Source organism: Salinispora sp. CH2A1_6 (assembly GCF_056820975.1).
The window spans coordinates 100,821-121,524 of record NZ_JBXEDG010000001.1; the positions used below are offsets into that span (position 1 = coordinate 100,821).

Sequence of the window (20,704 nt, forward strand, 5' to 3'; positions counted from 1 at the left end):
CGTACGGCGATCAACAGTTGGATGATTCCGCTCGCGTACCGCCGAGCCTTCTCCATGCCACCGGGTGCTGTGCGGGGAAGGGGATAGGCTGGTGATCATGCGGATCGGCATTGTGATCCTTCCAGACCAGCGCTGGGCGGAGTCGGAGCGGCGTTGGCGGCAGGCGGACGAGTGGGGTTTCGACCACGCCTGGACCTATGACCATCTGGGCTGGCGGGACCTGGTGGACGGGCCCTGGTTCGACTCGATGACCACCCTGACCGCCGCCGCGGCCTCGACCCGCCAGATTCGGCTGGGCACCCTGGTCGCGTCGCCGAACTTCCGGCATCCGGCCGCCTTCGCTCGCCAGGTCACCGCCCTCGACGATGTATCCGGCGGCCGGGCCCTGCTCGGTCTGGGTGCGGGCGGCATCGGGTTCGACGCCGCGGTGTTCGGCGGCGAGACCCTTCCGCCGCGGCAGCGGGTGGACCGGTTCAGCGAGTTCGTCGAGCTGCTTGACCTGGTGTTGCGCGAGGATGGGACGACGTGGCGGGGTGACTGGTTCACCGCGGTGGACGCGCGGAACAACCCGGGCTGCGTCCAGACGCCGCGGGTGCCGTTCGTCGTCGCCGCCAACGGACCTCGTTCGATGCGGCTCGCGGTCCGGTACGGCCAGGGCTGGGTCACCACCGGCCCCACCACCGATGACCTGGAGGCGTGGTGGGACGGGGTGGCGGAGCTGGCCGCTCGGCTGGACAAGTCGCTGGCCTCGGTCGGCCGCGAGCCCGGTTCCCTCGACCGGCACCTGTTGGTGGACTCCGCGCCGGTCTTCTCGCTCCGTAGCGCGGAGTTCTTCGCCGAGCAGGTGGGGCGGGCCGCGGCACTCGGGTTCACCGACGTGATCACCCATTGGCCCCGGTCCAGTAGCTGGTACGCGGGGGAGGAGGCGGTCCTGGAGGAGGTCGCCTCCCAGCTGCCGGAGCTGCGCCGGCTGACCGGCCGCGCCGGGTGACCGGCTCGCACCGAATGACGTCGGGTGGCCGGCCCGCACCGAGTGACCCCGGGTGACCGACTTACCCCGGCTGACCGAGCTACCTCGGCGGCGGCTCAGGGGGTGAGGTCGGCGCCGGTCAGCAGGCTCTGGATCCGGAGCTCGGCAGCGACTTCCGGGGGACAGTCGGCGACCACCGTGGCGGTGCCGATGGCGGTAGCGCCCCGGGCCGCGCAGATGTCGTAGAGGGCACGCACCTGGGCTCCGGTGGAGACCCAGTCGTCCACCACCAGCACCCGGTCTCCGGCGTCGAGGTTCCGGTCTCGTACGGCGAGGTCGAGTCGCCGCCCGCGATAGTCCGGCGGCCCCTGCGCCCAGGTGAGTGTGCCCGGGGGGAGGCGGCCGTCACCGGGCTTGTGGGCTGCGACGAAGCCGATACCGAGCGCGGTCGCGGCGAGTGGTCCGAGTAGGTAGCCGGTGACCGCTGGGGAGATCACTACCGTTGGCCGGGACTGCTGGAAGGGTTTGACCAGGGCCGGGCCGAGGCGGGCCAGCACCGTCGGGTCCCGCCACCAGCCGGAGATGTCACTGACCAGATGGGTGGCGCCCGGTCCCGGGTCGATCCAACGGATGAGATCGGCTAGACGTCCACTCAACTCGGGGCGCATACCGCCATTCTGGTCCACTGCCGGCGATCGGCTAGCCGGACCATTGCCGATCGGATGATCGGCTATTCATTTCCCCATAAATCGGGCAATACCTCCATGATCACGTTGACTTCGGATGTGCTTTGCTCGCTACGGTCCGACCGCTTTGTTCAGTTGGCGAAAGGATCGGGCTGGTGGCCGGCAGGCATACGCGTACCCGAAGGGTCTCCCCGACCGGCGTCGCGGCAACCGCGGCGATCGGTGTCGTGCTTGCGATCGGTGGGACGATGGGTGCCGTCTGGCTGACCTCCGCCAACGAGACTGACCGGTTCGTCGCGGTCGCGCCGACCACGGTTGACTCTCCGGCTGCCCGGCCCGCCCCGGTCTCCGCCTCGCCGAGCGCCAGCGCCCCGGCTACGCCAGCCGGAAGCCCCACGCCCACCCGGACGACCGAGGCGCCGTCGCGGAGCAAGCCGAGATCCAGCACGCCGCAACCGGCCGCGACGACGTCGACCAGCGCCGCCCCGACGTCGACCAGCGCCGCGACGACGTCGACCAGCGCCGCGCCGACCGTGGTGGAGACCGGGTCCTGCGGCGCCTCCTACTACTCTGAGGGGCAGCTCACGGCGAGCGGGGAGGCCTTTGACCCCTCGGCGATGACCGCCGCCCACAAGACCCTGCCGTTCGACACGATGGTGCGGGTTACGAACCCGGTTACCAGTACGTCGGTGACCGTGCGGATCAATGACCGGGGCCCGTTCGTCACGGGGCGCTGCATCGACCTGTTCCAGGCCGCCTTCGCGGTGATCGCCCCGCTGACTGCGGGGCACGTCGAGGTTCGGTACGAGGTGTTGGGCTGAGCCCACCGCCAACCGCGAATGGCTTCCCGGGGTGACCCGCACAGTCAGAACCACCTCAGATGTCAGGTCAGGTTCATTCAACGACCGCTGTCCATCAGGCATGCTGTCCCTCGTACGCACACAGCTTTCCCAGCTGGGCCGCGGCCCACTGGGCCCCGGATCCCGTGCCGGCCTCGGCGCGGCCCTTGCCCTGCTCGTAATCGTCTCGGTGCTGGAGAGCGCCGACGGTCGTGGGGTCGACTACATCGCTCTGTTGATCGCTGCCCCGTTCCTGGCCGCCGCCCTGGCCTCCTGGCAGGTGGTGCTGGGGGTGGGGGTCGCAGCCGTCTGCCTTGGCGTCGGCTTTGCACTGGCCGAGGGGCACGGTTCGCTGGCGGCCGCGGTCGCGGTGGCTGGCATCGCCCTGGGCGCCGCGTTGGCGGCCACCATGGCGGCAGTCCGGCAGCGGCAGACCGAGCGGATCGAGGAGTTGTCGAGGCTCGCCACGGTTGCTCAGCAGGCGGTACTCCGTCCGCTCGGTCCGCAGGTCGGCTCCTTGGCCATCGCCGCCCGATACATCTCCTCCACAGCCACTGCGGAGATCGGCGGTGACCTGTACGAGGCCCTGGACACGCCGTACGGGGTACGCATGATCATTGGGGATGTTCGGGGTAAGGGCCTGGACGCGGTCCGGTTGGCCAGCATCGTGCTGGGCTCCTACCGGCATGTGGCGTACGAGCGGGCGGACCTGCGGGCGATCGTCGCGGACCTGGACCGGGCGGTGGCCCGGAGCGGGGGTGACGAGGACTTCGTGACCGCGGCTCTGGTCGAGGAGCGGGGTGGCACCCTGACCATCGTCAACTGCGGACATCCAGCTCCGCTGTTGCTGCGTCGGGGTGCGGTGATCGCGTTGGAGCCACCGGCTCCGGCTCCGCCGCTGGGGTTCATGCCGGCGGTGCGGGCCCGGGTCGAGCGGTTGGAGCCGGGCGACCGACTGCTGTTGTTCACCGATGGGCTCGGCGAGGCCCGGCGGGACGGCGAGTTCTTCCCGACCACCGATCGGGCCTGGCGGTTGCTCGGGCACGGGACCGTCGCCGACGGGCTGGCGTCTCTGGAGGCGGCGCTGGTCGGGTGGGTGTATGACCGGCTTGACGACGACATCGCGCTGGTGCTGATGGAGTACACCGGGACCCGGACCGGGGGTTCTGTCGCCGTGCCGAGTTGGGAGGTCGGCGCGGCGGAAGGGTGAGGGGCTTGTCGTTGCCTACCCGTGAGTAATACAGTCAGGGTTACTGATCGGTAACACGCGTCCGGAAGCGGGGCCAGCGACCATGACCCACTACAAGAGCAACCTTCGGGACCTTGAGTTCAACCTGTTCGAGGTGTTCGAGGCGGACCGGGCGTTCAGTCAGGCGCCCTACACGGAACTGGATGTCGACACCGCCCGTAGCTTCCTCGCCGAGGTCGACCGCCTGGCCAGGGAAGACCTGGCAGCCAGCTACACGGACAGCGACCGTAACCCGCCGGTCTTCGACCCGGCGACGCACACCGCGCCGCTGCCGGAGTCCTTCAAGAAGTCGTACCGTCGGTTCATCGACGCCGAGTTCTGGCGGCTGGACCTGCCCGAGGCGCTCGGCGGTAGCAACGCACCCCGCGCCCTCTGGTGGTCGCTGGCCGAGCTGGTGTTGGGCTCCAACGCCGCGGTCTGGATGTACGCCTCCGGCCCCTCGTTCGCGCACGTCCTGCACGTTGAGGGCACCGAGCGGCAGCGGAAGTGGGCCAAGCTCTTCATCGACCAGGGCTGGGGTTCCACGATGGTGCTGACCGAGGCGGACGCCGGCTCGGATGTCGGTGCCGGCCGCGCCCGCGCCATCCCGCAGCCGGACGGCTCGTGGCACATCGAGGGCGTCAAGCGCTTCATCACCTCCGGCGAGCACGACCTCAGCGACAACATCGTCCACTATGTGCTGGCCCGGCCGGTCGGGGTCGAGGGCGCGGGTGGTCCGGGCACCAAGGGACTCTCCCTCTTCGTGGTGCCGAAGTACCACTTCGATGAGGAGACCGGCGCGCTGGGCGAGCGCAACGGCGTCTTCGCCACCAACGTCGAGCACAAGATGGGCCTGAAGGTCTCGAACACCTGCGAGCTGACCTTCGGCGAGCACGGGGTGCCGGCCCAGGGCTGGCTGCTGGGCGAGAAGCACGACGGCATCCGGCAGATGTTCATGATCATCGAGTACGCCCGGATGATGGTCGGTACGAAGGCGATCGCCACCCTCTCCGCCGGCTATCTGAACGCGCTCGAGTACGCCAAGAGTCGGGTGCAGGGCGCCGACCTGACCCAGATGACCGACAAGAGCGCCCCCCGGGTCGCGATCACCCAGCACCCGGACGTACGCCGTTCGCTGCTACTGCAGAAGTCGTACGCCGAGGGGCTGCGGGCCCTGGTCTGCTACACGGCCGGCTGGCAGGACAAGGTCGCCATCGCTGAGGCGGCCGGCGACGAGCAGACCGTGAAACTGGCCAAGCGGGTTAACGACCTGCTGCTGCCGCTGGTCAAGGGGGTCGGCTCGGAACGGGCGTACGAGCTGCTCGGCCACGAGTCCCTCCAGACCTTCGGCGGCTCCGGCTTCCTCCAGGACTACCCGCTGGAGCAGTATGTCCGGGATGCCAAGATCGATACCCTGTACGAGGGCACCACGGCGATCCAGAGCCTCGACCTGATCTTCCGCAAGGTCGTCCGGGACAACGGTAAGGCCCTGATGGCCGTCGCCGGCGAGATCCAGGAGTTCATCGCCGCCGAGGGCGGCAACGGTCAGCTCAAGGAGGAGCGGCAGGCGCTCGGCCGCGCCCTCGGCGAGATTCAGAGCATCCTGGGCACGCTCACCGGCTGGCTGGGTGAGGCGCAGGGCGGCGAGACCCGGGCGCTCTACAAGGTCGGCCTGAGCAGCCGCCGGTTCCTGCTCGCCATCGGTGACCTGGTGGTGGGCTGGCTGCTCCAGCGGCAGGCCGACGTGGCGCTGACGGCGCTCGCCGGTGACGCCGGAACCGACCGGGACTTCTACACCGGCAAGGTGGCCGCCGCCCGGTTCTTCGCCCGCGAGGTGCTGCCCCGCATCGGTGCCGATCGGCGCATCATCGAAAACGTCGACCTGAGCGTGATGGACCTCCCGGAGGAGGCGTTCTGACCCGCTCCGAGGGGCAGGGCTGATCCGGGGGCAGACCCGGCAGAATCGACGGCCGGCGGGGTGACCCTCGCCGGCCGTCGCGTTGGTTGTCACTGCTCATGCCGGGCCTCAACCGGCCCCGGGGCGGGGTTACCGGCCCGGGCAGGGGTAGCACCCGGCGGCGGCGGGTAACCGGCATCAGGTCAGGCAGAGAACGCCCAGAGCCATCGCACGGGGGAGTGCAGCGCACATGGGCATTGGTAGCGGTATTTTCCTGATCGCCCTCGGGGCGATCCTCACCTTCGCGGTCCGGGCCAACGTCTGGTGGGTTGACCTGCGAGCGGTCGGCTGGGTCTTCATCCTGGCCGGGCTGGCCGTCCTCCTCACCACCGTGTGGTTCTGGCAGGACCGGCGCAAGCGGGCGCGGACGCTGATCGTGGAGGAGAACCGGCTGTCGCATCCGACCGCGATGATGCCACCGCCGCCCGACCCACCGCCGCCGACAGCGCCGCCGTCCTGAGCGGCTTAGCCGCGGGCGGTGTGCTCGGCGGTGATGACGGTGTCCCGGCGGCCGAGACCGGCCCACTCCGCCGTGGTGCGGTGTACCACGGCCTGGCTGGTCCGTTGCGGGTCCCGGTCCGCCTGCTCGGAGTCGAGCAGTATCGACAGCTGCGACACGCCGGGGTTGTGGGCAATCAGCAACACCGTCCGGGCGGCTGGTGCGACCCGCCGCACCAGGGCCAGCAGATCCGCCGGATGCGCCTCGTACGCGTCGTCGGCGTAGTGCACCTCGGGTGCCGGGCCCGCGGAGCCACCCTCCGGTGGCGCTCCGGTCATTCCCATGGCCACGCCGTGCCAGGTTTCCCGGGTGCGGCGGGCCGAGGAGCAGATCACCACGTCTGGGAGGAGCCCGTGGTGGGCCAGCCACGCGCCGGCCGCCGCCGCATCCGCTCGCCCCCGCGCCGTCAGCGGCCGGTCCATGTCCGGCTGGTCTCCCGGGAGCTCTGCCTTCGCGTGCCGGAGCAACACCAGGGTGCGGTTTTGGGCGTGCGCGTGCGTCATACCCCCAGCTTGCCTGATCGGCGTTTCGACCGCCCGGGTACGTCGATGCTGTCGGCGGTGTTCTGCTGTTGGAGAGTGCGACGAACTCATTGACGTGAACCACCCGGATGCTGCTCGCCGCGCACTCGGAAGGTTCTGCGATAGGCGCCTGGTGTGGTGCCGACGACCTCCTGGAATTGCGCACGAAAGTTGCTCGTGGTGGTGAAGCCGGTCTGGTTCGCTACGCGGTCGATTGTGTAGTCGGTGGTTTCCAGGAGCTCCTGGGCGTGACGAATCCGGACACCGGCTACCCACTGCATCGGGCTCTGTCTGGTCTCGATGGCGAATCGCCTGGTCAGGGTGCGCGCGCTCAGGTTCGCGGCGGCGGCGAGGTCGGCGAGCGTGAGGGCTCGATGCGCGTTGGCCTCGATCCAGGCGAGGACGGGTTCGAGGGCTGAGGGTCGCAGGGGTTGCCGGTTCCGCAGGATGTACTGCGCCTGTCCGCCGCTTCGGTGCAGTGGGGACACGGCGAGGCGCGCCGCGTCCGCGGCCACCGCCGCGCCGTAGTCGGTGTGAATCACGTGCAGGCACAGGTCCAGTCCGGACGCGGCACCGGCAGAGGTGAGGATGCTGCCGTTGTCGATGTAGAGCACGTCGGGGTCCACCTGGACCGACGGGTATCGGTGCGCGAGTTCTTCGGCGGCGAACCAGTGGGTCGTGGCCCTCATGTTGTCGAGTAGCCCGGCTTCTGCCAGCGTGAATGCTCCGACGCAGACGGAGGCGACGCGCGTGCCCTTGGCCGCGGCGGCACGTAGGGCGGTGAGCACCGAGGGCGGGGAGGGCTGTAGGGGGTCGTTGCGGCCAGGCACCACGACCAGGTCGGCGCGGTCGAGCGCATCTAGATCTTCGTTGACCGTCAGTTGCACCGGCCCGGCGTCGACGACCTGTTCGGGCCCTGCGACGAGGATCCGGTATCCGGGCCGGCCATCCGGCAGGCGGACGCGGCCGAACGTCTCGACCGGGGTGGCCAGATCAAAGGCAATCACATCCGGCAGCGCGAGCACAACGACCGTACGCATGCCTGAATAGTAGGTCAGATTGAGGCCTGGCCAGATTCAGGCGTTGTATGACTCGAAAGCCACTATCAAGAGGCGTGCGACTGCCCGATCATGAAGGTATCCACTACGTGAAAGGGGCTACCGATGCCCACGCTTCGCGCCCAGTTCGTGCTTTTCGACGGCTTCGATCCGCTTGACGTCATCGCCCCATTCGAGGTGCTCTTCGCGGGCGGCGCCGCCCTCGACGGCGTGCTCGAGTGTGCGCTGGTGAGTGGGTCGGGAGGGGGCAGCGTCCGATCGGGAGTCGCCGGCATCTCTCTCCCCACCAGCGCGGTGCTGGAGCCGGAGGCACCCGGCTACGTCATCGTTCCGGGCGCGCCCGGGTCCTTCGACGGCGATTCAGACGCAGACGAGCTGAACATTCCCGCGCTGCTCGGGCGGTTCGCCGCAAGTCCCACGATGTCACTCGTCGCCCGGGCTCTGGCCGCGCCGCAGGTCACCGTCGCCACCGTCTGCGGCGGTGCGCTCGCGCTCGCGATGGCGGGCCTGCTGGAGGGGAGGACAGCGACCACCCACCACCTCGGCCTCGACCGACTGCAGTCCACCGGCGTGAACGCGGTCCGCGCGCGGGTGGTCGACGACGGCGATCTCGTCACCGGCGGCGGTGTCCTGTCCGGCGTCGACGTAGCCCTCTACCTCCTCGAACGTGACTTCGGTTGTGCCGCTGCCCGCGCCGTCGAGGACCTCTTCGAGTGTGAGCGCCGCGGCACCACCTGGAAAGCGCCTGCCGGACGCCTGCCCCGCACGCCTGTCGCCGCGTAGCGAGTGCCGGCATGAGCGCCTTCCTGTTGTCGGTCCACGTGTTGGCCGCGATTCTCACCATCGGCCCGGTAGCTGTCACCGCGAGCATGTTTCCGCGCTTCGCCCGACTCGCGCTCGACGGGCCTGCCGACCCCCGCCGCGGTGCCGTTGTACGCATCCTGCACCGGATCACCCGCGGCTACGCCGTGATCGGTGTGCTCGTTCCCGTGTTCGGGCTCGCTACCGGTGCCAGTATCGGTGTCCTTGGTGACGTGTGGCTTATCGTGTCCATCGTTCTCACCGCGGGTGCCGGCGCGGTGCTCGTCGGCGTCGTTCTGCCCAGCCAGCGTCGCACGCTGCGCTGCCTCGACGAGGGTGCGGAATCCGCGGACCTCGCCCGCGTCGCCCCGCGCTTGGGTATGCACACGGGAATCTTCAACCTGCTCTGGGCGATCGTGGTGGTTCTGATGATCTATCGTCCAGGATCGACGACGGGGGTCGGACGGTGAGCCCCCGTCACCTGCTGCGGGTCATCGGCGCAGTCGAACTGGCCACACTGACACTGATGCTTCTGAATGTCTTCACCGCGCACACGCCTACCGTCTCCCGTATCCTCGGACCGTACACGGACTGGCCTACGCCCTCACAGTCATCACCGCGGCCCTGGTCATGCGGCGATGTCACCGAGTCTGGCTGATCGCACTCATTCCCGGCATCGGTGGGCTGCTGGCGGCCCGTGTCGCGGCGCCAGAACCCTTCGCCACCGTTTCGGACGTCGACCTGTAATACCGGGGACGGCGTCAACCTGCGCATCCCGGTGTGGGCCACCGCGACATGAACGGCCCGAACCAGCCCTGAATTTAGCCGAACCGCTCCGCCTGCTCCGCGGCACTGACCGGGCGCGTCATTGCTAGGCGAAGAGGGCGAAGTAGATCGCGATGTGGTGGCAGATCGCGGCGACGAGGGTGCAGGCGTGGAAGAACTCGTGGTGACCGAAGACGGTGGGCCACGGGTTGGGTCGGCGCAGGGCGTAGCTCACCGCGCCGACGCTGTAGATCGCACCGCCGACGATCAGCAGGACCAGGGCGGTCACCCCGCCCGCGTGGAGGATGTCCGGCAGCATCGCCACCGCGACCCAGCCGAGCGCCAGGTAGAGCGGCGCGGAGACCCAGCGTGGGGCGTGCGGCCAGATGAGCTTGAGCGCCACGCCCCCGAGTGCGCCACCCCACACCAGCGAGAGCATGATCGTCGCCGGTCGGGGCTCCAGCAGCAGGACGCAGAACGGCGTGTACGTACCAGCGATGAAGACAAAGATCATCGAATGGTCCATCCGCCGCATGACCTGGAAGCCCCGCTCGGACCACACCCGCCGGTGGTAGAGCCCGCTGGTGCCGAAGAGCCCGCAGACGGTCAGGCTGTAGATCAGGGTGCTGACCAGCGGCGACCAGCCGGATCGGGCGGCGGCGATGGCGCAGAGGACGATCCCGCAGACGAGGGCGGCGAAGAACGCGTACGCGTGCAGCCAGCCGCGCATTCGAGGTTTGCCGAGGTCGGTCGGCTTGAGGCGGGTTGGTGCGGAGGTGGTCACGCCAACAGGTTACGACGCCGTAGGTTACCTGGTGGTAGTGCCTATGGTCACGTTAACCGGTACCGAGCGGGTGGGCGTCCGGCAGCGCCAGCGGGCCGGCTGCCAGCAGCTGCGGCGTGATCGCTCGTTCCGGAACCCGGCCGGGTCCGGGAGGATGGCGGGATGCGGATCCGGCCGGTCGGGGCGCGCGCCCTGCTGCTCGACTGTTCCGACGCCGAACAGGTGGAGGCGTGGCGGGCCGAGCTGTGGCGACGCCGGGAACGGGGCGACCTGGACGCCGTCGAGATCATCCCGGCGGCCCGCACCGTACTGCTCGACGGCCTTCCCGATCCGACCCACACCGCCGCGCTCCTCGGCACCTGGAACCCGTCCCCCAGCAACGCCGCCAGCACCGGCGCCGCCAGCACCGGCGCCGCCGGCACCGGCGCCGGCAGGGGAGGCGCCGGCGCTGTCGAGGTTCCGGTGCGCTACGACGGGACGGACCTGCCGACCGTCGCCGGCCACTGGGACGTCGCCGTGCCAACCGTCGTACGCCGGCTCGTCGCCACCGAGTTCCGGGTGGCCTTCTGCGGGTTCGCGCCCGGCTTCGCGTATCTGACCGGGTTGCCCGCCGGGTTGGCCGTGCCCCGGCTGCCGACCCCCCGCCCCCGGGTCCCGGCCGGCTCCGTCGCGCTGGCCGGTCCGTACGCCGGGATCTATCCGACCGCCTCGCCCGGTGGCTGGTTGCTCGTCGGCCACACCGACCTTCCCCTGTTCGACGTGCACGCCGACCCACCGGCCCGGCTCACGCCCGGCACCCGGGTGCGGCTGGTCCCGGCATGACCGGCACCCGGCCCGGCGGGCCGCAGCAACCCAACGCGCCCGTGGCCGGCAGCGGCGGCGTGGTCGAGGTGCTGCGGGCCGGCATTCTCACCACCGTGCAGGATCTCGGCCGGCCTGGCTGGGCGCACCTCGGCGTGCCGCGCTCCGGCGCCCTCGACCCGGGCGCGCTCCGGCTGGCGAATCGGCTGGTTGGCAATTCGGAGAGCGCCGCCGGTCTGGAGATCACTCTGACCGGGTGTGAGCTGCGGTTTCGTCGTGCCACCACGGTCGCGGTCACCGGGGCGGAGGCTCCCGTCCACGTCGGTGAGCGTCCCGGCGACGTGGGGCGGCCGCTCGCGGTTCCGGCGGGTGCGGTGGTGCGGGTCGGCCCGCCCCGCACCGGGCTGCGGTCCTGGCTCGCCGTCGCCGGCGGGATCGCCGTCGAACCGGTGCTCGGCAGCCGGGCCACCGACACCCTCTCCGGGCTCGGCCCGCCTCCGCTGCACGACGGCGACCGCCTCCCCATGGGCGCGTCGGCCGGGCCGCCCGCCCCGGTGGATGTCACGGCGATCGTGCCAGCACCGGACGAGGTGCGGCTGGCGCTGCGCCTCGGCCCGCGCGCCGACTGGTTCACCGCACCCGCACTCGACCGGCTGTTCGGTACGGCCTACACCCTGACCCCGGTCAGCAACCGCGTCGGCGCGCGCCTGTCCGGGGCGCCGCTGCCCCGAGCGGTGTCGGGGGAGCTGCCCAGCGAGGGTCTCGTACTCGGGGCGGTACAGGTGCCGGCGGATGGCCAACCCCTGGTTTTCCTCGCCGACCATCCGACCACCGGTGGGTACCCGGTTGTCGGGGTGGTGGTTGACGTGACCCCGCTTGCGCAGGCCCGGCCAGGGACTACGGTGAGGTTCTATGGACCTCAACGCGGATCTCGGTGAGGGCCTCGGCGTCTGGCGGCTCGGCGACGATGCCGCGCTGCTGGACCTGGTCACCTCCGCCAATGTCGCCTGCGGCTTCCACGCGGGCGACGCCGTCACCATGCGCCGGGTCTGCGCCGGCGCCGCCGAGCGGGGAGTCATGGTGGGCGCCCAGGTCAGCTACCGGGACCTGGTCGGCTTCGGTCGTCGGCACATCGCGTACGAGTTCGCCGAGCTGCGCGACGAGGTCATCTACCAGCTCGGTGCGCTCGACGGCTTCTGCCGGGTCGCCGGGACGCGGGTCCGCTACCTCAAGCCGCACGGCGCGCTCTACCACGCCGTCACCCACGACGAATCGCAGGCGGCGGCGGTGGTTGCCGCGGTCGCCGAGTACGACGATCAGCTTCCCCTGCTCTGCCCGTCCGGCTCGGTGCTCGCCCAACTCGCGAACGGGGCCGGCCTGCGGGCGGTCAGCGAGGGCTTCGCCGACCGGGGCTACCAGCCCAACGGCAGGCTGGTGCCCCGGGGTGCCCCGGACTCGCTGGTCACCGACGCGGAGCAGATGGCCCAGCAGGCTCTCCGGATGGCCACCGAGCAGGCGGTGGTGGCGGTCGACGGGACCGTGATTCCCTGCCCGGTCCAGTCGATCTGCCTGCACGGCGACACCCCCGGCGCGGTGCGCTGCGCCGAGCTGATCCGCGCCGTGTTGGTTGACGCGGGGGTCCCGCTCGCCCCGTTCACGGCGGGGCGGGCGTAGCCGCGTCGCGGGACCCCCGTAACTGTTCAGGCGCGGGGCCCGCAAGCGGCGCGGGGACCCCGCGCCGGCTCAGGCGTCCATGCCGCGGAGCACCAGCGGGAGGCGGTCGGCGGCGGCGTCAACCACCCAGATCGGTACGCCCCAGTCCTGCCGGGTCAGGTGACACGCGGCGTGCGCCACGTCGGCGTCGCAGGTGGCCGCCTGGGCGGTCACCTGGAGCACCCCCTCGGGGACCGAGTCGTTGAGCACCAGCTGGCGGGTCAGCTCGGTGCCGGTGCCCGCGCCGGCCAGCAGCAGCTCCGGCGGGGATGCCGTGACCACCAGCCGGGTGGACGGTCCGTAGCTGTCGTCGAGCTTCTGACCGGGCGCCGGGGTGAAGATGACCTCCAGGGTCACCTCGCCGGCGCGTAGCTCGGTCGGTCTCCGCTCGGCGCGGTGCCGTGGGCCGTCGACCGTGCTGGCCCCGGCGGCGGTGAGCGCGCCCGGCGCGAGCCGGGTCAGCCGGTGGGCGGCGGACTCCACGACCAGCACCCCGCCGTCCGGGGTGAGTAGCAGGTCGCTCGGCTCGGCGAGCCCGTCGGCGACCGTGCCGACCGAGTCCGACTCCGGGTCGTAGCGGCGGACCGCCCCGTTGTACGTGTCGGCGATCAGCACCGACCCGTCGGGCAGCGCGCAGACCCCCAGCGGATGCTGGAGTAGCGCCTGTGCGGCCGGCCCGTCGACGTGCCCGAACTCGAAGAGCCCCTGCCCTACCGCGGTGTGCAGGATGCCGTTCTCGACATAGCGGACCGCGCTGGTCTCGCTGTCGGCCACCCAGAGCCGGCTGCCGTCTTCGGAGACCGACAGGCCGGAGGGTTGGGCCAGCCACGCCTCGGCCAGCGGGCCGTCCTTGCGCGCCTCGACGGTGCTGCCCGCGTACATGCCGGCGGTGCGTTTCACCGGATCGAACCACCAGAGCTGGTGGATGCCGGCCATGGCGATCACCAGGCGGTCGTCGTACCAGGCCAGGTCCCAGGGGGAGGAGAGGTCGACCGAGCGGGCGTCGTGGGCGTGGTCATCCACGGTGGAACGCCACTGCCGGCCGGTGCCGGCCACGGTGACCACCTCGCCGGTGTCGAGGCGTACGCCGCGCAGCAGGTGGTTGACGGTGTCCGCGACGACCAGGTCGTAGCCGACCAGCCGGGAGACGTGGGCGGGGAGGAGGCAGAGCCCCTGCGGCTCGGCGAAGGTGGCCGCCGTGGCCGGCCCGTCGGCCCGACCGCGCGCGCCGGTGCCGATCCGGCGGAGCAGCGTCTCGCCGTCCGGGGCCAGCTCCGCGAGGGAGTGCCGGGCCGAGTCCGACACCAGCAGGTTCCCACTGTCGAGTACGACGCCTTTGCCGGGGAAGCGCAGCGTGGTCTCCGGCTCGGCGGGGGGCACGTACGGGCCGTCACCCCGGTGCAGGGTGCCCTTGGCCTCGTGGGTGGCGATCAGGTCGTCCACGAGCCGGACCAGGCCTTCGGCGTGTCCCTCCCCGGCCATCGTGGCTACCACGTACCCCTCCGGGTCGATCACGGCCAGGGTCGGCCAGGCCCGGGCGGCGTACTGCTGCCACGTGTGCAGTTCCGGGTCGTCGAGCACCGCGTGGTGCACGCCGTACCGTTCGACGGCGTCGGCCAGGGCGTCTGGGTCCTTCTCGTGTTCGAACTTGGGGGAATGGACGCCGATGACCACGAGTACGTCGGCGTACTTCTGCTCGATGGGCCGTAGCTCGTCGAGCACGTGTAGGCAGTTGATGCAGCAGAAGGTCCAGAAGTCGAGGACGGTTATCCGGCCTCGAAGGTCGGCCAGGGTCAGGTCCCGTCCGCCGGTGTTCAGCCAGCGACGGCCCTTCAGCTCGGGTGCTCGGACGCGAGGCGCGGTTGCCATGGGGCAACCCTCCCACGGCAACGACGCAGGTGCCCCTATGGATGAGCGAACGTGATGCGGAAAACGCTGGGGGCGTTCCTAGGGGTTGCGTTGGTCGTCAGCCTCGGGTGAGGTGGCTTCCTGGCTGTCGGCCAGCAGCCTGATGGGTTCGGTGATGTCGACGATGGTGACCGGCACCGTCACCCCTGCCTCCTGGATCAGCCGGGCGAGGGGGGGGGTGATCGGCTCGATGGCGCGGCGGCTCTCGCGGCAGGCCATCCTCACCAGGGAAGATCCGCCACAGTTCGCGGCCGTGGTCGACGAGGTCGCCCTCCGGCGCCCGGTCGGCGGCCGGGAGACCATGCGCGAGCAGGTGTCCGCGCTGCTGGCAGCGTGCGCGGCCCCACACCTCCGGCTGCACGTCGTGCCGTTGACCGTCGGCGCCTACGCGGGCCTCAACGGGCCGTTCGTCATCGGCACCGGTGCGGACCATCGGATGGCGGTCTACCTGGACAGCCAGCTGGAGGGGGAGATGGTTAGCACCCCGAACGACGTGGCGGCGATACTGGAGGTGTGGGAGAACGTGCGGGGTGAGGCGTTGTCCCACTGGCAGTCAGTTGATCTTCTGAGGGAAGTGGCTGAATCATGGACTTGACCTGGGCGCGTTGGCGCAAGAGCAGCCGCAGCAGCGGTAACGGCGGTAACTGCGTCGAGGTTGCCGACAATCTGCCCGGTGTGGTGGGGGTTCGGGATTCCAAGGACCCGACCGGCCCGGCGCTGGTCTTCGGGCCGGCGTCGTGGCGGGCGTTCGTCGCCCAGCTCCCAGGATGCGACTGACCTACCCTCCGAACGCGTCCGTCCCGACCTGGGGCGGGCGCGTTCGTCGTTGCGCCGGCGCGCCCCTTCGGCCTGGATAATCCCCCTTTTCGCGCGCCGGACTACATGCTCACGGGCAGTGCCGGGACTTCATCGCGGTGCCTCCGTGTTGGAGGACAAGCTATTGGCGGCGCGGCCGTATGTCGCGACATGATCGTGGCCATGGCGTCTCTCATCCCCTCGTTCGCTGTCAAGCCAACCTTGGTCGGAGAGCGGGTGCTGTTACGTCCGGTCGCCGCTGACGACGCCGCGGGGCTTGTCGAGATGCTGAACGATCCCGAGGTTCGGCGGCTGACCGGAACACATGGCCAGGCGTCGTCCGGAGCGGAGTTGGAACGCGCCGAGCAGTGGTACTCCTCTCGCGCCGGGCACGACAACCGGTTGGATCTGGCGATCGTCGAACAACGCACCAACAGCTACGTGGGTGAGGTGGTCCTAAACGAGTTGGATGCCGACAATCGGTCCTGCTCGTTCCGGATCGCGCTGGTGGGCCCTCGGGTCTTTGGCCGTGGCTACGGCACCGAGGCCACCCGCCTGGTTCTGTCTCATGCCTTTGGGGCTGTCGGCGTGCACCGGGTGACGCTGGAGGTCTTCGCCTGCAACCCGCGGGCCCAGCATGTCTACGAGCAGGTCGGCTTCGTTCGCGAAGGTACGAAGCGTCAGGCACTGCACTGGCAGGGCGACTGGGTCGACGCTCACCTCATGGCGCTCCTCGCCGAAGACTGGTCGGCGCATCGCGGGTATCCCAAGCTCAGCGGTTAGCAACGCCGCTTCAATGGCAGCACCGCTGGCTGGCGTGGAAGTGTCGCTGCCTCCCTGCCGAAACGACCGATGGTGGGGCCACAGGTCGACTGTGGCCCCACCATCGGGTCGGGCTGGTCAGTTGGCCTTTTCGAGGCAGAGCACTCGGTTGTCGCCGGAGCCGGTGAGCTTCACGTGTGCCTGGGTCGGGTCGGTGCACTCCTCATTGGTGTTCACCTTTGACACCACTGTGTGCGCCTCGGCGTCACCGCAGTCCACCGCCACGGCCGTTTCACCCGATTGCTTGACGCAGCTTCCGACCGCGGGGTCGAAGCTCTGCGCCGAATCGTTCCCGCCGATCTTGCCGAGCAGCATGAGCAGGCCCAGCGGTATGGTCAGGATCAGCACCGCGGCGATGAGGACCGCGGCCAGCACCCGGCCGTTACGGACTTTCGGGACGGGCGTGTCGGCCGCTGGCTCGGCGATCGGCTGGAACGCGTCGAAGCGGTTCTGGTCCGGGTCCGGATTGGCCGGTCCGTTCTGGCCCCAGGGCTGGGCCGGGGACGGTGCCTGCTCCCAGGCCTGGGTGGAGGGCTGTGCTGGCGGCTGGGCCTGCTCCCACGCCGGGGTCGGCGGTTGTGCCTGGTCCCAGGCCTCGGTGGGGGGTGCCGCCTGGCCCCAGGCTGCCCTGGGGGGCGGCGCCTGATCCCAGGCCGGGGCCGAGGGCTGGGCCGGCGGTGGGAACGCCGACTCGGGTTGCGGTGGGAAAGCGGTGGTGCCGTTGACGTTGGCAGTACCGGTCACCGGCTCGCCGAAGCGGTCGTTGGGGCGCTCCTCGTCGGGATGCGGCTTGGTGCCATTGACCGGTCGTTCGCTGGCCGGGGCGTCGGCGAAGGCGGGAATGCTCGGCGGGAAGGGCGCCGCGGGAGCCGGTACGACGGGCGCGTAGCCGGGGGGATCGGCGGGCCGATCCTCACTGCCGCGACCGAAGTCGCTCTCCGCACCGAAGCCGCCGTCCGGGCGCAAGCCGCTCTCCGGGCCAGGTCCGTAGTCCGGGCCGAAGCCACGGTCGGCGCCGAACCCGGCGTCGTGGCCGTGCACCGGCGGACCCGCCAGATCGAAACGTTGTGGGTCGGCCTGGTAGCCCTCGGGCTCCGCCGGCTCGGACGGTGCCGGGCGGCCATACACGCGTGGCTGCGGTGCTGGCGTGGGAGGAACCTGGGCCTGGTCGACCGGAGGCGTCACCCGGCTGGCCAGCGGCACAGCGGCGCTGGCCGAGACACCGCCGGACACTGCCGGCGGGGGGGCGGGCTGTTCGGCGAGCTCCGGGGAGGTGCGCGGCGCGGGCACCACTGGGGGCGCGGGCGGCTCACCCGGCCCGGTCGCCGGGGGCCAACCGTGCTGTGCTGCCTCGTATCCGAGGTCGGGGCGAGCGGCCTCCGGGGCACCCGGTGGTGGCGCGGCGAAGTCAGCCGGCGGTGGAACAGCGGCTGGCGGTGGTGGTGCGGCGAAGTCGGCCGGTGCGCTGGCCGCCAGGCTGGCACCGGGCACCCGCTGCTCCTGCGGTGGGAGCGGGACTGCATTGGCGGGAGAGATGCCGGGGCCCGGCGTCGGCTGGTAGGCCGGAGGCGCTCCGGCGCCCGCCGACTCCTGGCCGGCAGCCGCCGAACGTTCGGCGTTACCCCAGGCCTCCTCCGGCGCCCACGGTTCGACGCTGGGCATGTTCAGCCCATCGCCCGCGCCGCGTGGTGCCGGCACCCAGGGCTGCGCGGGACGCTCGCCGGGCGTGGCCAGGCCGGCGTGGGCGGACGGGTCCCCGGCGGGCCAACCGCCCTCGTTGCTCGTGGCGACAGCGGGACTCCCGGGTGCCCAGGCGGCTGCCTCCGGTGCCCAGCCGCCCGACTGGGCCGGACCTGGTTGGCTGGCCCCAGCGTTCCACTCGGGTGTGGGCTCCGGCCGGCCGCTCGGCGGGGCCTCCGGCGTGGGTTGGCTGGGTGCCGGCGGGGGCACCTGCGCGGTGGCCCGGACGACCGGGGGTGGCTGCTGTGCCCAGGCTGGTTCGGCGGCCGCGGGTGGCTGCTGTGCCCAGGCCGGTTCGGGTGGGCCGCCGCGCCCTGGCTCAGGCTGCTGTGGTACTCCCGCGTCCGGGGCCCACTGCGCCGAAGTGGGTGCCGGGTTCGGCGCCGGCGGCTGAGCGGTGCCCCACGCCGGCGCCGGGGGCGGTGCGTCCGTTGCCCAGGCGGGCCCAGCCGGGGTCGGGTGCGCGGGGGGCGGAGGTGCCCAGCCCAGATCCGGCTGCCCGGCGGCGTACCCGCTGTCCTGCCTCGCCGGCCGGTCGCCGTATGGCGTCGGTCCGCCAGCGCCCGGCGACGCCTCTTCCGGCTGTTGGCCGGGGTGGTGCGTGCCTTCGGACGTCATGCGTGCGCCTCCTCCATCAGCTTCGGCCGCGGACACCGGTGCGCGGCACGCCAACCGGCGTCGCCGGACCGCGCGCCCCGGCCGCCCTCCGCACCGTATCCGGTCCTCCTGAAGGGAGGTTTCGGGAGGACCGGGCCACTACTCCGTGTTGTCGGGCGGTTTCGATTGGGTTCGATCCGGAACCGCCCCTGTCACATCGGCGGGCGACGACCGGACACCACCGTACCGGGCGGCGGGTGATGGCGAAATCCCGGTGTGTCAGCCGGTACGGGCCGGTTGACGGGTGTGCGCCGCGGAACGCCGAAGGCCCGTCCGGCGGAGCCGGACGGGCCTTCGGCGAGGAGGCGAGAAAAGTCGTGGGCAGGTCAGTACATCTGACGCTGCGCGATGGTGAGGATCTCGTCGCGGACCGCGGGCGAATTGGCGGAACGCAGCGCGCGCTCGATGGCACGGGCGCGGCGGCTGGCGTCGCGACGGTTGCGGAATCGATCGATCATGCTCATGGGTCTCACTCCTGGCTATTCGGTTGTCGGTAGCCCCTGCTGACACCAATTGAAGCGCAACCGAGGCCGAGATCGCCAACGATTCTTAGGTGAGCTGGGACACCAGCCGAATGATCTAAAGCGAGTTGGCTATCTGACCGAAGGTGTCTCGCCAAAGGCGACGGCCGGTGTGCCGGGGCGTCAGCCCCGGCACACCGGCCGTCAGTGGATCAGCCGATCGCTACCGGTCAGGTCCAGGCGAGCAGCGCCGCCTCGGGATCGGCGAGGAAGTCGCCGATGTCCCGCAGGAAGCGCGACCCGAGTTCCCCGTCGATGATCCGATGGTCGAACGAGAGCCCCAGCGTGGTGACCTGGCGGGGCCGGACCTTGCCCTTGTGTACCCACGGCATCTTGCGGACCGCGCCGAAGGCCAGGATCGCCGACTCACCCGGCGGCAGAATCGGGGTACCGGTGTCCACGCCGAAGACCCCTACGTTGGTGATGGTCAACGTGCCGCCGGACATGTCCGCCGGTGAGGTCTTTCCGGCCTTGGCGGTCTGAACGAGATCGGTCAGCGAGTCCGCCAGTTCCCGTAGGGTGAGCCGCCCCGCGTCCTTCACGTTCGGCACGATGAGGCCGCGCTCGGTCGCCGCCGCGATGCCAAGGTTGACGTAGTCCTTGACGACGATCTCCTCGCCCGCCCAGGTTGAGTTCACCATCGGGTGCCGCCGGACGGCCAACAGCACGGCCTTGGCGACCAGTAGCAGCGGGGAGACCCGGACATCCCGCCACTCCCGCCGCTGGCGGAGCCGGTCCAGGGCCTTCATCGCACGGGTCATGTCGACGGTCAGGAACTCCGTCACGTGCGGCGCGGTGAACGCCGAGCGGGACATGTTCTCCGCGGTCAGCTTCCGGACCCCCTTGACCGGGATCCGCTGTTCGCGGTGCGCTCCGACGTTCGCCGCCGTGCCACTGACCAGTGCCGTCGCCAGCGGTTCCGCCGTCGCCGGGGTGCCGCTCGCCGCCTGCCGTACGTCCTCCCGGCTGATCGAGCCGAGCGGACCCGACCCGGTCAGGGTGGTCAGGTCGACCCCGAGGTCCTTCGCGAGCTTGCGTACCGGGGGCTTGGCCAGCGCCCGAGCGCCACCGGCCGGACCGCTGTGCCCGTTCTCGGCGGTACTCGGCCCGCTGGCCACCGGCGCGGGGGGAGCCGGCTGGGCCGGTACGGGAGCCGGTTGTGCCGGTACGGACGTCGGCTTGGCCGGCGCGGCCGGAGCGACACCCTTGCGGGGGCGGCGCTTCGCGGCGGTGGTGCGCGGGCCGTAACCCACCAGCACGGGAGTGCGCTTACCGGACTCGGCATCGTCGTTCTGGCCGGACTCGGCCGTGCCCTTGGCGACCTCCCCCGCCGACGAGCCCTTCGCGGCACCGCCGGTCGGCTCCGGCGTCTCCAGCGGGCCGGCATTCGGGTCGGTGTCGATCGCGATGATCGGTGTTCCGACCTCGACGGTCGCGCCCTCCGCGTGGAAGATCGACTGCACCCGGCCGGCCCACTTCGCCGGGATCTCGACCGCCGCCTTGGCGGTCTCCACCTCGACGATGGGCTGGTTCAGCTCAATGGTGTCGCCCACCTTGACCAGCCAGCTGAGGATCTCTCCCTCGGTCAGGCCCTCACCCAGGTCGGGCAGGTTGAATTCCTTGACTCGCGACATCTCTC

The 20,704-nt window shown here is 71.0% G+C and carries 20 protein-coding genes and 2 pseudogenes; 14 read left to right on the forward strand and 8 right to left on the reverse strand.

Annotation, left to right across the window (positions count from 1 at the left end):
• The first annotated feature begins 91 nt into the window (after positions 1-91).
• Positions 92-991 carry an LLM class flavin-dependent oxidoreductase gene (locus AC1UKG_RS00490; protein WP_018813903.1) on the forward strand — a complete coding sequence of 300 codons (900 nt, stop codon included), beginning with the start codon at positions 92-94 and terminating at the stop codon, positions 989-991.
• A gap of 95 nt (positions 992-1,086) precedes the next feature.
• On the opposite strand, the gene AC1UKG_RS00495 is transcribed toward AC1UKG_RS00490, so the two are convergent.
• Entirely contained in the window at positions 1,087-1,638 is a 552-nt protein-coding gene (locus tag AC1UKG_RS00495; protein WP_018743598.1) for a phosphoribosyltransferase family protein, read from the reverse strand.
• A 173-nt stretch (positions 1,639-1,811) separates the two neighbouring features.
• Here AC1UKG_RS00495 and AC1UKG_RS00500 point away from each other — a divergent pair, with 173 nt between their 5' ends.
• The 4 genes from AC1UKG_RS00500 (at position 1,812) to AC1UKG_RS00515 (ending at position 6,140) form a co-directional block, all read left to right on the forward strand.
• Entirely contained in the window at positions 1,812-2,477 is a 666-nt protein-coding gene (locus AC1UKG_RS00500) for a septal ring lytic transglycosylase RlpA family protein (RefSeq protein ID WP_482642804.1), read from the forward strand.
• Between the two features lie 100 nt (positions 2,478-2,577).
• The gene (locus AC1UKG_RS00505) at positions 2,578-3,705 is read left to right on the forward strand and encodes a PP2C family protein-serine/threonine phosphatase (RefSeq protein WP_018743600.1); all 1,128 of its coding nucleotides are present in this window, start codon (positions 2,578-2,580) and stop codon (positions 3,703-3,705) included.
• An 82-nt stretch (positions 3,706-3,787) separates the two neighbouring features.
• On the forward strand, positions 3,788-5,641 hold the full coding sequence (locus AC1UKG_RS00510; RefSeq protein ID WP_482642803.1) for an acyl-CoA dehydrogenase: 1,854 nt from the start codon (positions 3,788-3,790) through the stop codon (positions 5,639-5,641).
• Positions 5,642-5,870: 229 nt separating this feature from the next.
• Positions 5,871-6,140 (forward strand): DUF6458 family protein, encoded by a 270-nt coding sequence (locus tag AC1UKG_RS00515; RefSeq protein WP_018217865.1) that lies wholly within the window; start codon positions 5,871-5,873, stop codon positions 6,138-6,140.
• Positions 6,141-6,145: 5 nt separating this feature from the next.
• On the opposite strand, the gene AC1UKG_RS00520 is transcribed toward AC1UKG_RS00515, so the two are convergent.
• Positions 6,146-6,682, reverse strand: a complete 537-nt coding sequence (locus AC1UKG_RS00520; RefSeq protein WP_018743602.1) for a histidine phosphatase family protein — start codon at positions 6,680-6,682, stop codon at positions 6,146-6,148.
• Between the two features lie 86 nt (positions 6,683-6,768).
• The gene (locus AC1UKG_RS00525; protein WP_482642802.1) at positions 6,769-7,740 is read right to left on the reverse strand and encodes a GlxA family transcriptional regulator; all 972 of its coding nucleotides are present in this window, start codon (positions 7,738-7,740) and stop codon (positions 6,769-6,771) included.
• A 123-nt stretch (positions 7,741-7,863) separates the two neighbouring features.
• Here AC1UKG_RS00525 and AC1UKG_RS00530 point away from each other — a divergent pair, with 123 nt between their 5' ends.
• From AC1UKG_RS00530 to AC1UKG_RS00540, 3 genes and pseudogenes are all read left to right on the forward strand, one after another.
• Positions 7,864-8,541: a DJ-1/PfpI family protein gene (locus AC1UKG_RS00530; protein ID WP_482642801.1), complete on the forward strand. Its 678-nt coding sequence runs from the start codon at positions 7,864-7,866 to the stop codon at positions 8,539-8,541.
• An 11-nt stretch (positions 8,542-8,552) separates the two neighbouring features.
• Positions 8,553-9,029 carry a DUF2269 family protein gene (locus tag AC1UKG_RS00535; RefSeq protein ID WP_018743605.1) on the forward strand — a complete coding sequence of 159 codons (477 nt, stop codon included), beginning with the start codon at positions 8,553-8,555 and terminating at the stop codon, positions 9,027-9,029.
• Positions 9,026-9,306 (forward strand): annotated as a pseudogene (locus tag AC1UKG_RS00540) (hypothetical protein). The gene AC1UKG_RS00535 and the pseudogene AC1UKG_RS00540 overlap by 4 nt, the downstream one beginning before the upstream one ends.
• A 124-nt stretch (positions 9,307-9,430) precedes the next feature.
• On the opposite strand, the gene trhA reads toward AC1UKG_RS00540, so the two are convergent.
• A complete protein-coding gene (gene trhA / locus AC1UKG_RS00545; RefSeq protein ID WP_018813899.1) occupies positions 9,431-10,108 on the reverse strand; it encodes a PAQR family membrane homeostasis protein TrhA in 678 nt (225 codons plus the stop codon).
• 162 nt (positions 10,109-10,270) lie between these two features.
• On the opposite strand from trhA, the gene AC1UKG_RS00550 reads away from it, so the two are divergent.
• The 3 genes from AC1UKG_RS00550 to AC1UKG_RS00560 are packed head-to-tail and all read left to right on the forward strand — an operon-like array spanning position 10,271 to position 12,583.
• Positions 10,271-10,930, forward strand: a complete 660-nt coding sequence (locus AC1UKG_RS00550) for a 5-oxoprolinase subunit B family protein (RefSeq protein ID WP_482642800.1) — start codon at positions 10,271-10,273, stop codon at positions 10,928-10,930.
• The gene (locus tag AC1UKG_RS00555) at positions 10,927-11,847 is read left to right on the forward strand and encodes a 5-oxoprolinase subunit C family protein (protein WP_018743609.1); all 921 of its coding nucleotides are present in this window, start codon (positions 10,927-10,929) and stop codon (positions 11,845-11,847) included. The genes AC1UKG_RS00550 and AC1UKG_RS00555 overlap by 4 nt, the downstream gene beginning before the upstream one ends.
• Positions 11,822-12,583 carry a 5-oxoprolinase subunit PxpA gene (locus AC1UKG_RS00560; protein WP_018743610.1) on the forward strand — a complete coding sequence of 254 codons (762 nt, stop codon included), beginning with the start codon at positions 11,822-11,824 and terminating at the stop codon, positions 12,581-12,583. Before AC1UKG_RS00555 ends, AC1UKG_RS00560 begins: the two co-directional genes overlap by 26 nt.
• 69 nt (positions 12,584-12,652) lie before the next feature.
• On the opposite strand, the gene AC1UKG_RS00565 is transcribed toward AC1UKG_RS00560, so the two are convergent.
• Positions 12,653-14,491, reverse strand: coding sequence for an NHL domain-containing thioredoxin family protein (locus AC1UKG_RS00565; RefSeq protein ID WP_482642799.1), 1,839 nt, complete (start codon positions 14,489-14,491; stop codon positions 12,653-12,655).
• A gap of 232 nt (positions 14,492-14,723) precedes the next feature.
• Between AC1UKG_RS00565 and AC1UKG_RS00570 the strand changes: the two are divergent.
• From AC1UKG_RS00570 to AC1UKG_RS00580, 3 genes and pseudogenes are all read left to right on the forward strand, one after another.
• A pseudogene (locus AC1UKG_RS00570) lies at positions 14,724-15,125 on the forward strand (DUF5753 domain-containing protein); the annotation flags it as partial.
• Positions 15,116-15,307, forward strand: coding sequence for a DUF397 domain-containing protein (locus AC1UKG_RS00575; protein WP_482642798.1), 192 nt, complete (start codon positions 15,116-15,118; stop codon positions 15,305-15,307). The pseudogene AC1UKG_RS00570 and the gene AC1UKG_RS00575, both read left to right, overlap by 10 nt.
• Before the next feature lie 189 nt (positions 15,308-15,496).
• Positions 15,497-16,108, forward strand: a complete 612-nt coding sequence (locus AC1UKG_RS00580) for a GNAT family N-acetyltransferase (RefSeq protein ID WP_018743615.1) — start codon at positions 15,497-15,499, stop codon at positions 16,106-16,108.
• 117 nt (positions 16,109-16,225) lie between these two features.
• Here the strand turns inward: AC1UKG_RS00580 and AC1UKG_RS00585 are convergent, their stop codons facing one another.
• The 3 genes from AC1UKG_RS00585 to AC1UKG_RS00595 form a co-directional block, all read right to left on the reverse strand.
• A complete protein-coding gene (locus AC1UKG_RS00585) occupies positions 16,226-18,505 on the reverse strand; it encodes an LppU/SCO3897 family protein (protein WP_482642797.1) in 2,280 nt (759 codons plus the stop codon).
• Positions 18,506-18,870: 365 nt separating this feature from the next.
• Positions 18,871-19,008 carry a hypothetical protein gene (locus AC1UKG_RS00590; protein ID WP_018221794.1) on the reverse strand — a complete coding sequence of 46 codons (138 nt, stop codon included), beginning with the start codon at positions 19,006-19,008 and terminating at the stop codon, positions 18,871-18,873.
• Positions 19,009-19,235: 227 nt separating this feature from the next.
• Positions 19,236-20,699, reverse strand: coding sequence for a dihydrolipoamide acetyltransferase family protein (locus tag AC1UKG_RS00595; RefSeq protein ID WP_018743617.1), 1,464 nt, complete (start codon positions 20,697-20,699; stop codon positions 19,236-19,238).
• Positions 20,700-20,704: the final 5 nt, after the last annotated feature.

What these genes read in the sequence shown, in the direction of transcription:
- AC1UKG_RS00535 (WP_018743605.1), top strand. Translation starts at nt 8,553, where the DNA reads ATGAGCGCCTTCCTGTTGTCGGTCCACGTGTTGGCCGCGATTCTCACC.
- AC1UKG_RS00530 (WP_482642801.1), top strand. Translation starts at nt 7,864, where the DNA reads ATGCCCACGCTTCGCGCCCAGTTCGTGCTTTTCGACGGCTTCGATCCG.
- AC1UKG_RS00525 (WP_482642802.1), bottom strand. Translation starts at nt 7,740, where the DNA reads ATGCGTACGGTCGTTGTGCTCGCGCTGCCGGATGTGATTGCCTTTGAT.
- AC1UKG_RS00585 (WP_482642797.1), bottom strand. Translation starts at nt 18,505, where the DNA reads ATGACGTCCGAAGGCACGCACCACCCCGGCCAACAGCCGGAAGAGGCG.
- AC1UKG_RS00515 (WP_018217865.1), top strand. Translation starts at nt 5,871, where the DNA reads ATGGGCATTGGTAGCGGTATTTTCCTGATCGCCCTCGGGGCGATCCTC.
- AC1UKG_RS00550 (WP_482642800.1), top strand. Translation starts at nt 10,271, where the DNA reads ATGCGGATCCGGCCGGTCGGGGCGCGCGCCCTGCTGCTCGACTGTTCC.
- AC1UKG_RS00595 (WP_018743617.1), bottom strand. Translation starts at nt 20,699, where the DNA reads ATGTCGCGAGTCAAGGAATTCAACCTGCCCGACCTGGGTGAGGGCCTG.
- AC1UKG_RS00510 (WP_482642803.1), top strand. Translation starts at nt 3,788, where the DNA reads ATGACCCACTACAAGAGCAACCTTCGGGACCTTGAGTTCAACCTGTTC.
- AC1UKG_RS00520 (WP_018743602.1), bottom strand. Translation starts at nt 6,682, where the DNA reads ATGACGCACGCGCACGCCCAAAACCGCACCCTGGTGTTGCTCCGGCAC.
- AC1UKG_RS00575 (WP_482642798.1), top strand. Translation starts at nt 15,116, where the DNA reads ATGGACTTGACCTGGGCGCGTTGGCGCAAGAGCAGCCGCAGCAGCGGT.
- AC1UKG_RS00560 (WP_018743610.1), top strand. Translation starts at nt 11,822, where the DNA reads ATGGACCTCAACGCGGATCTCGGTGAGGGCCTCGGCGTCTGGCGGCTC.
- AC1UKG_RS00505 (WP_018743600.1), top strand. Translation starts at nt 2,578, where the DNA reads ATGCTGTCCCTCGTACGCACACAGCTTTCCCAGCTGGGCCGCGGCCCA.
- AC1UKG_RS00580 (WP_018743615.1), top strand. Translation starts at nt 15,497, where the DNA reads ATGATCGTGGCCATGGCGTCTCTCATCCCCTCGTTCGCTGTCAAGCCA.
- AC1UKG_RS00590 (WP_018221794.1), bottom strand. Translation starts at nt 19,008, where the DNA reads ATGAGCATGATCGATCGATTCCGCAACCGTCGCGACGCCAGCCGCCGC.
- AC1UKG_RS00565 (WP_482642799.1), bottom strand. Translation starts at nt 14,491, where the DNA reads ATGGCAACCGCGCCTCGCGTCCGAGCACCCGAGCTGAAGGGCCGTCGC.
- AC1UKG_RS00555 (WP_018743609.1), top strand. Translation starts at nt 10,927, where the DNA reads ATGACCGGCACCCGGCCCGGCGGGCCGCAGCAACCCAACGCGCCCGTG.
- AC1UKG_RS00495 (WP_018743598.1), bottom strand. Translation starts at nt 1,638, where the DNA reads ATGCGCCCCGAGTTGAGTGGACGTCTAGCCGATCTCATCCGTTGGATC.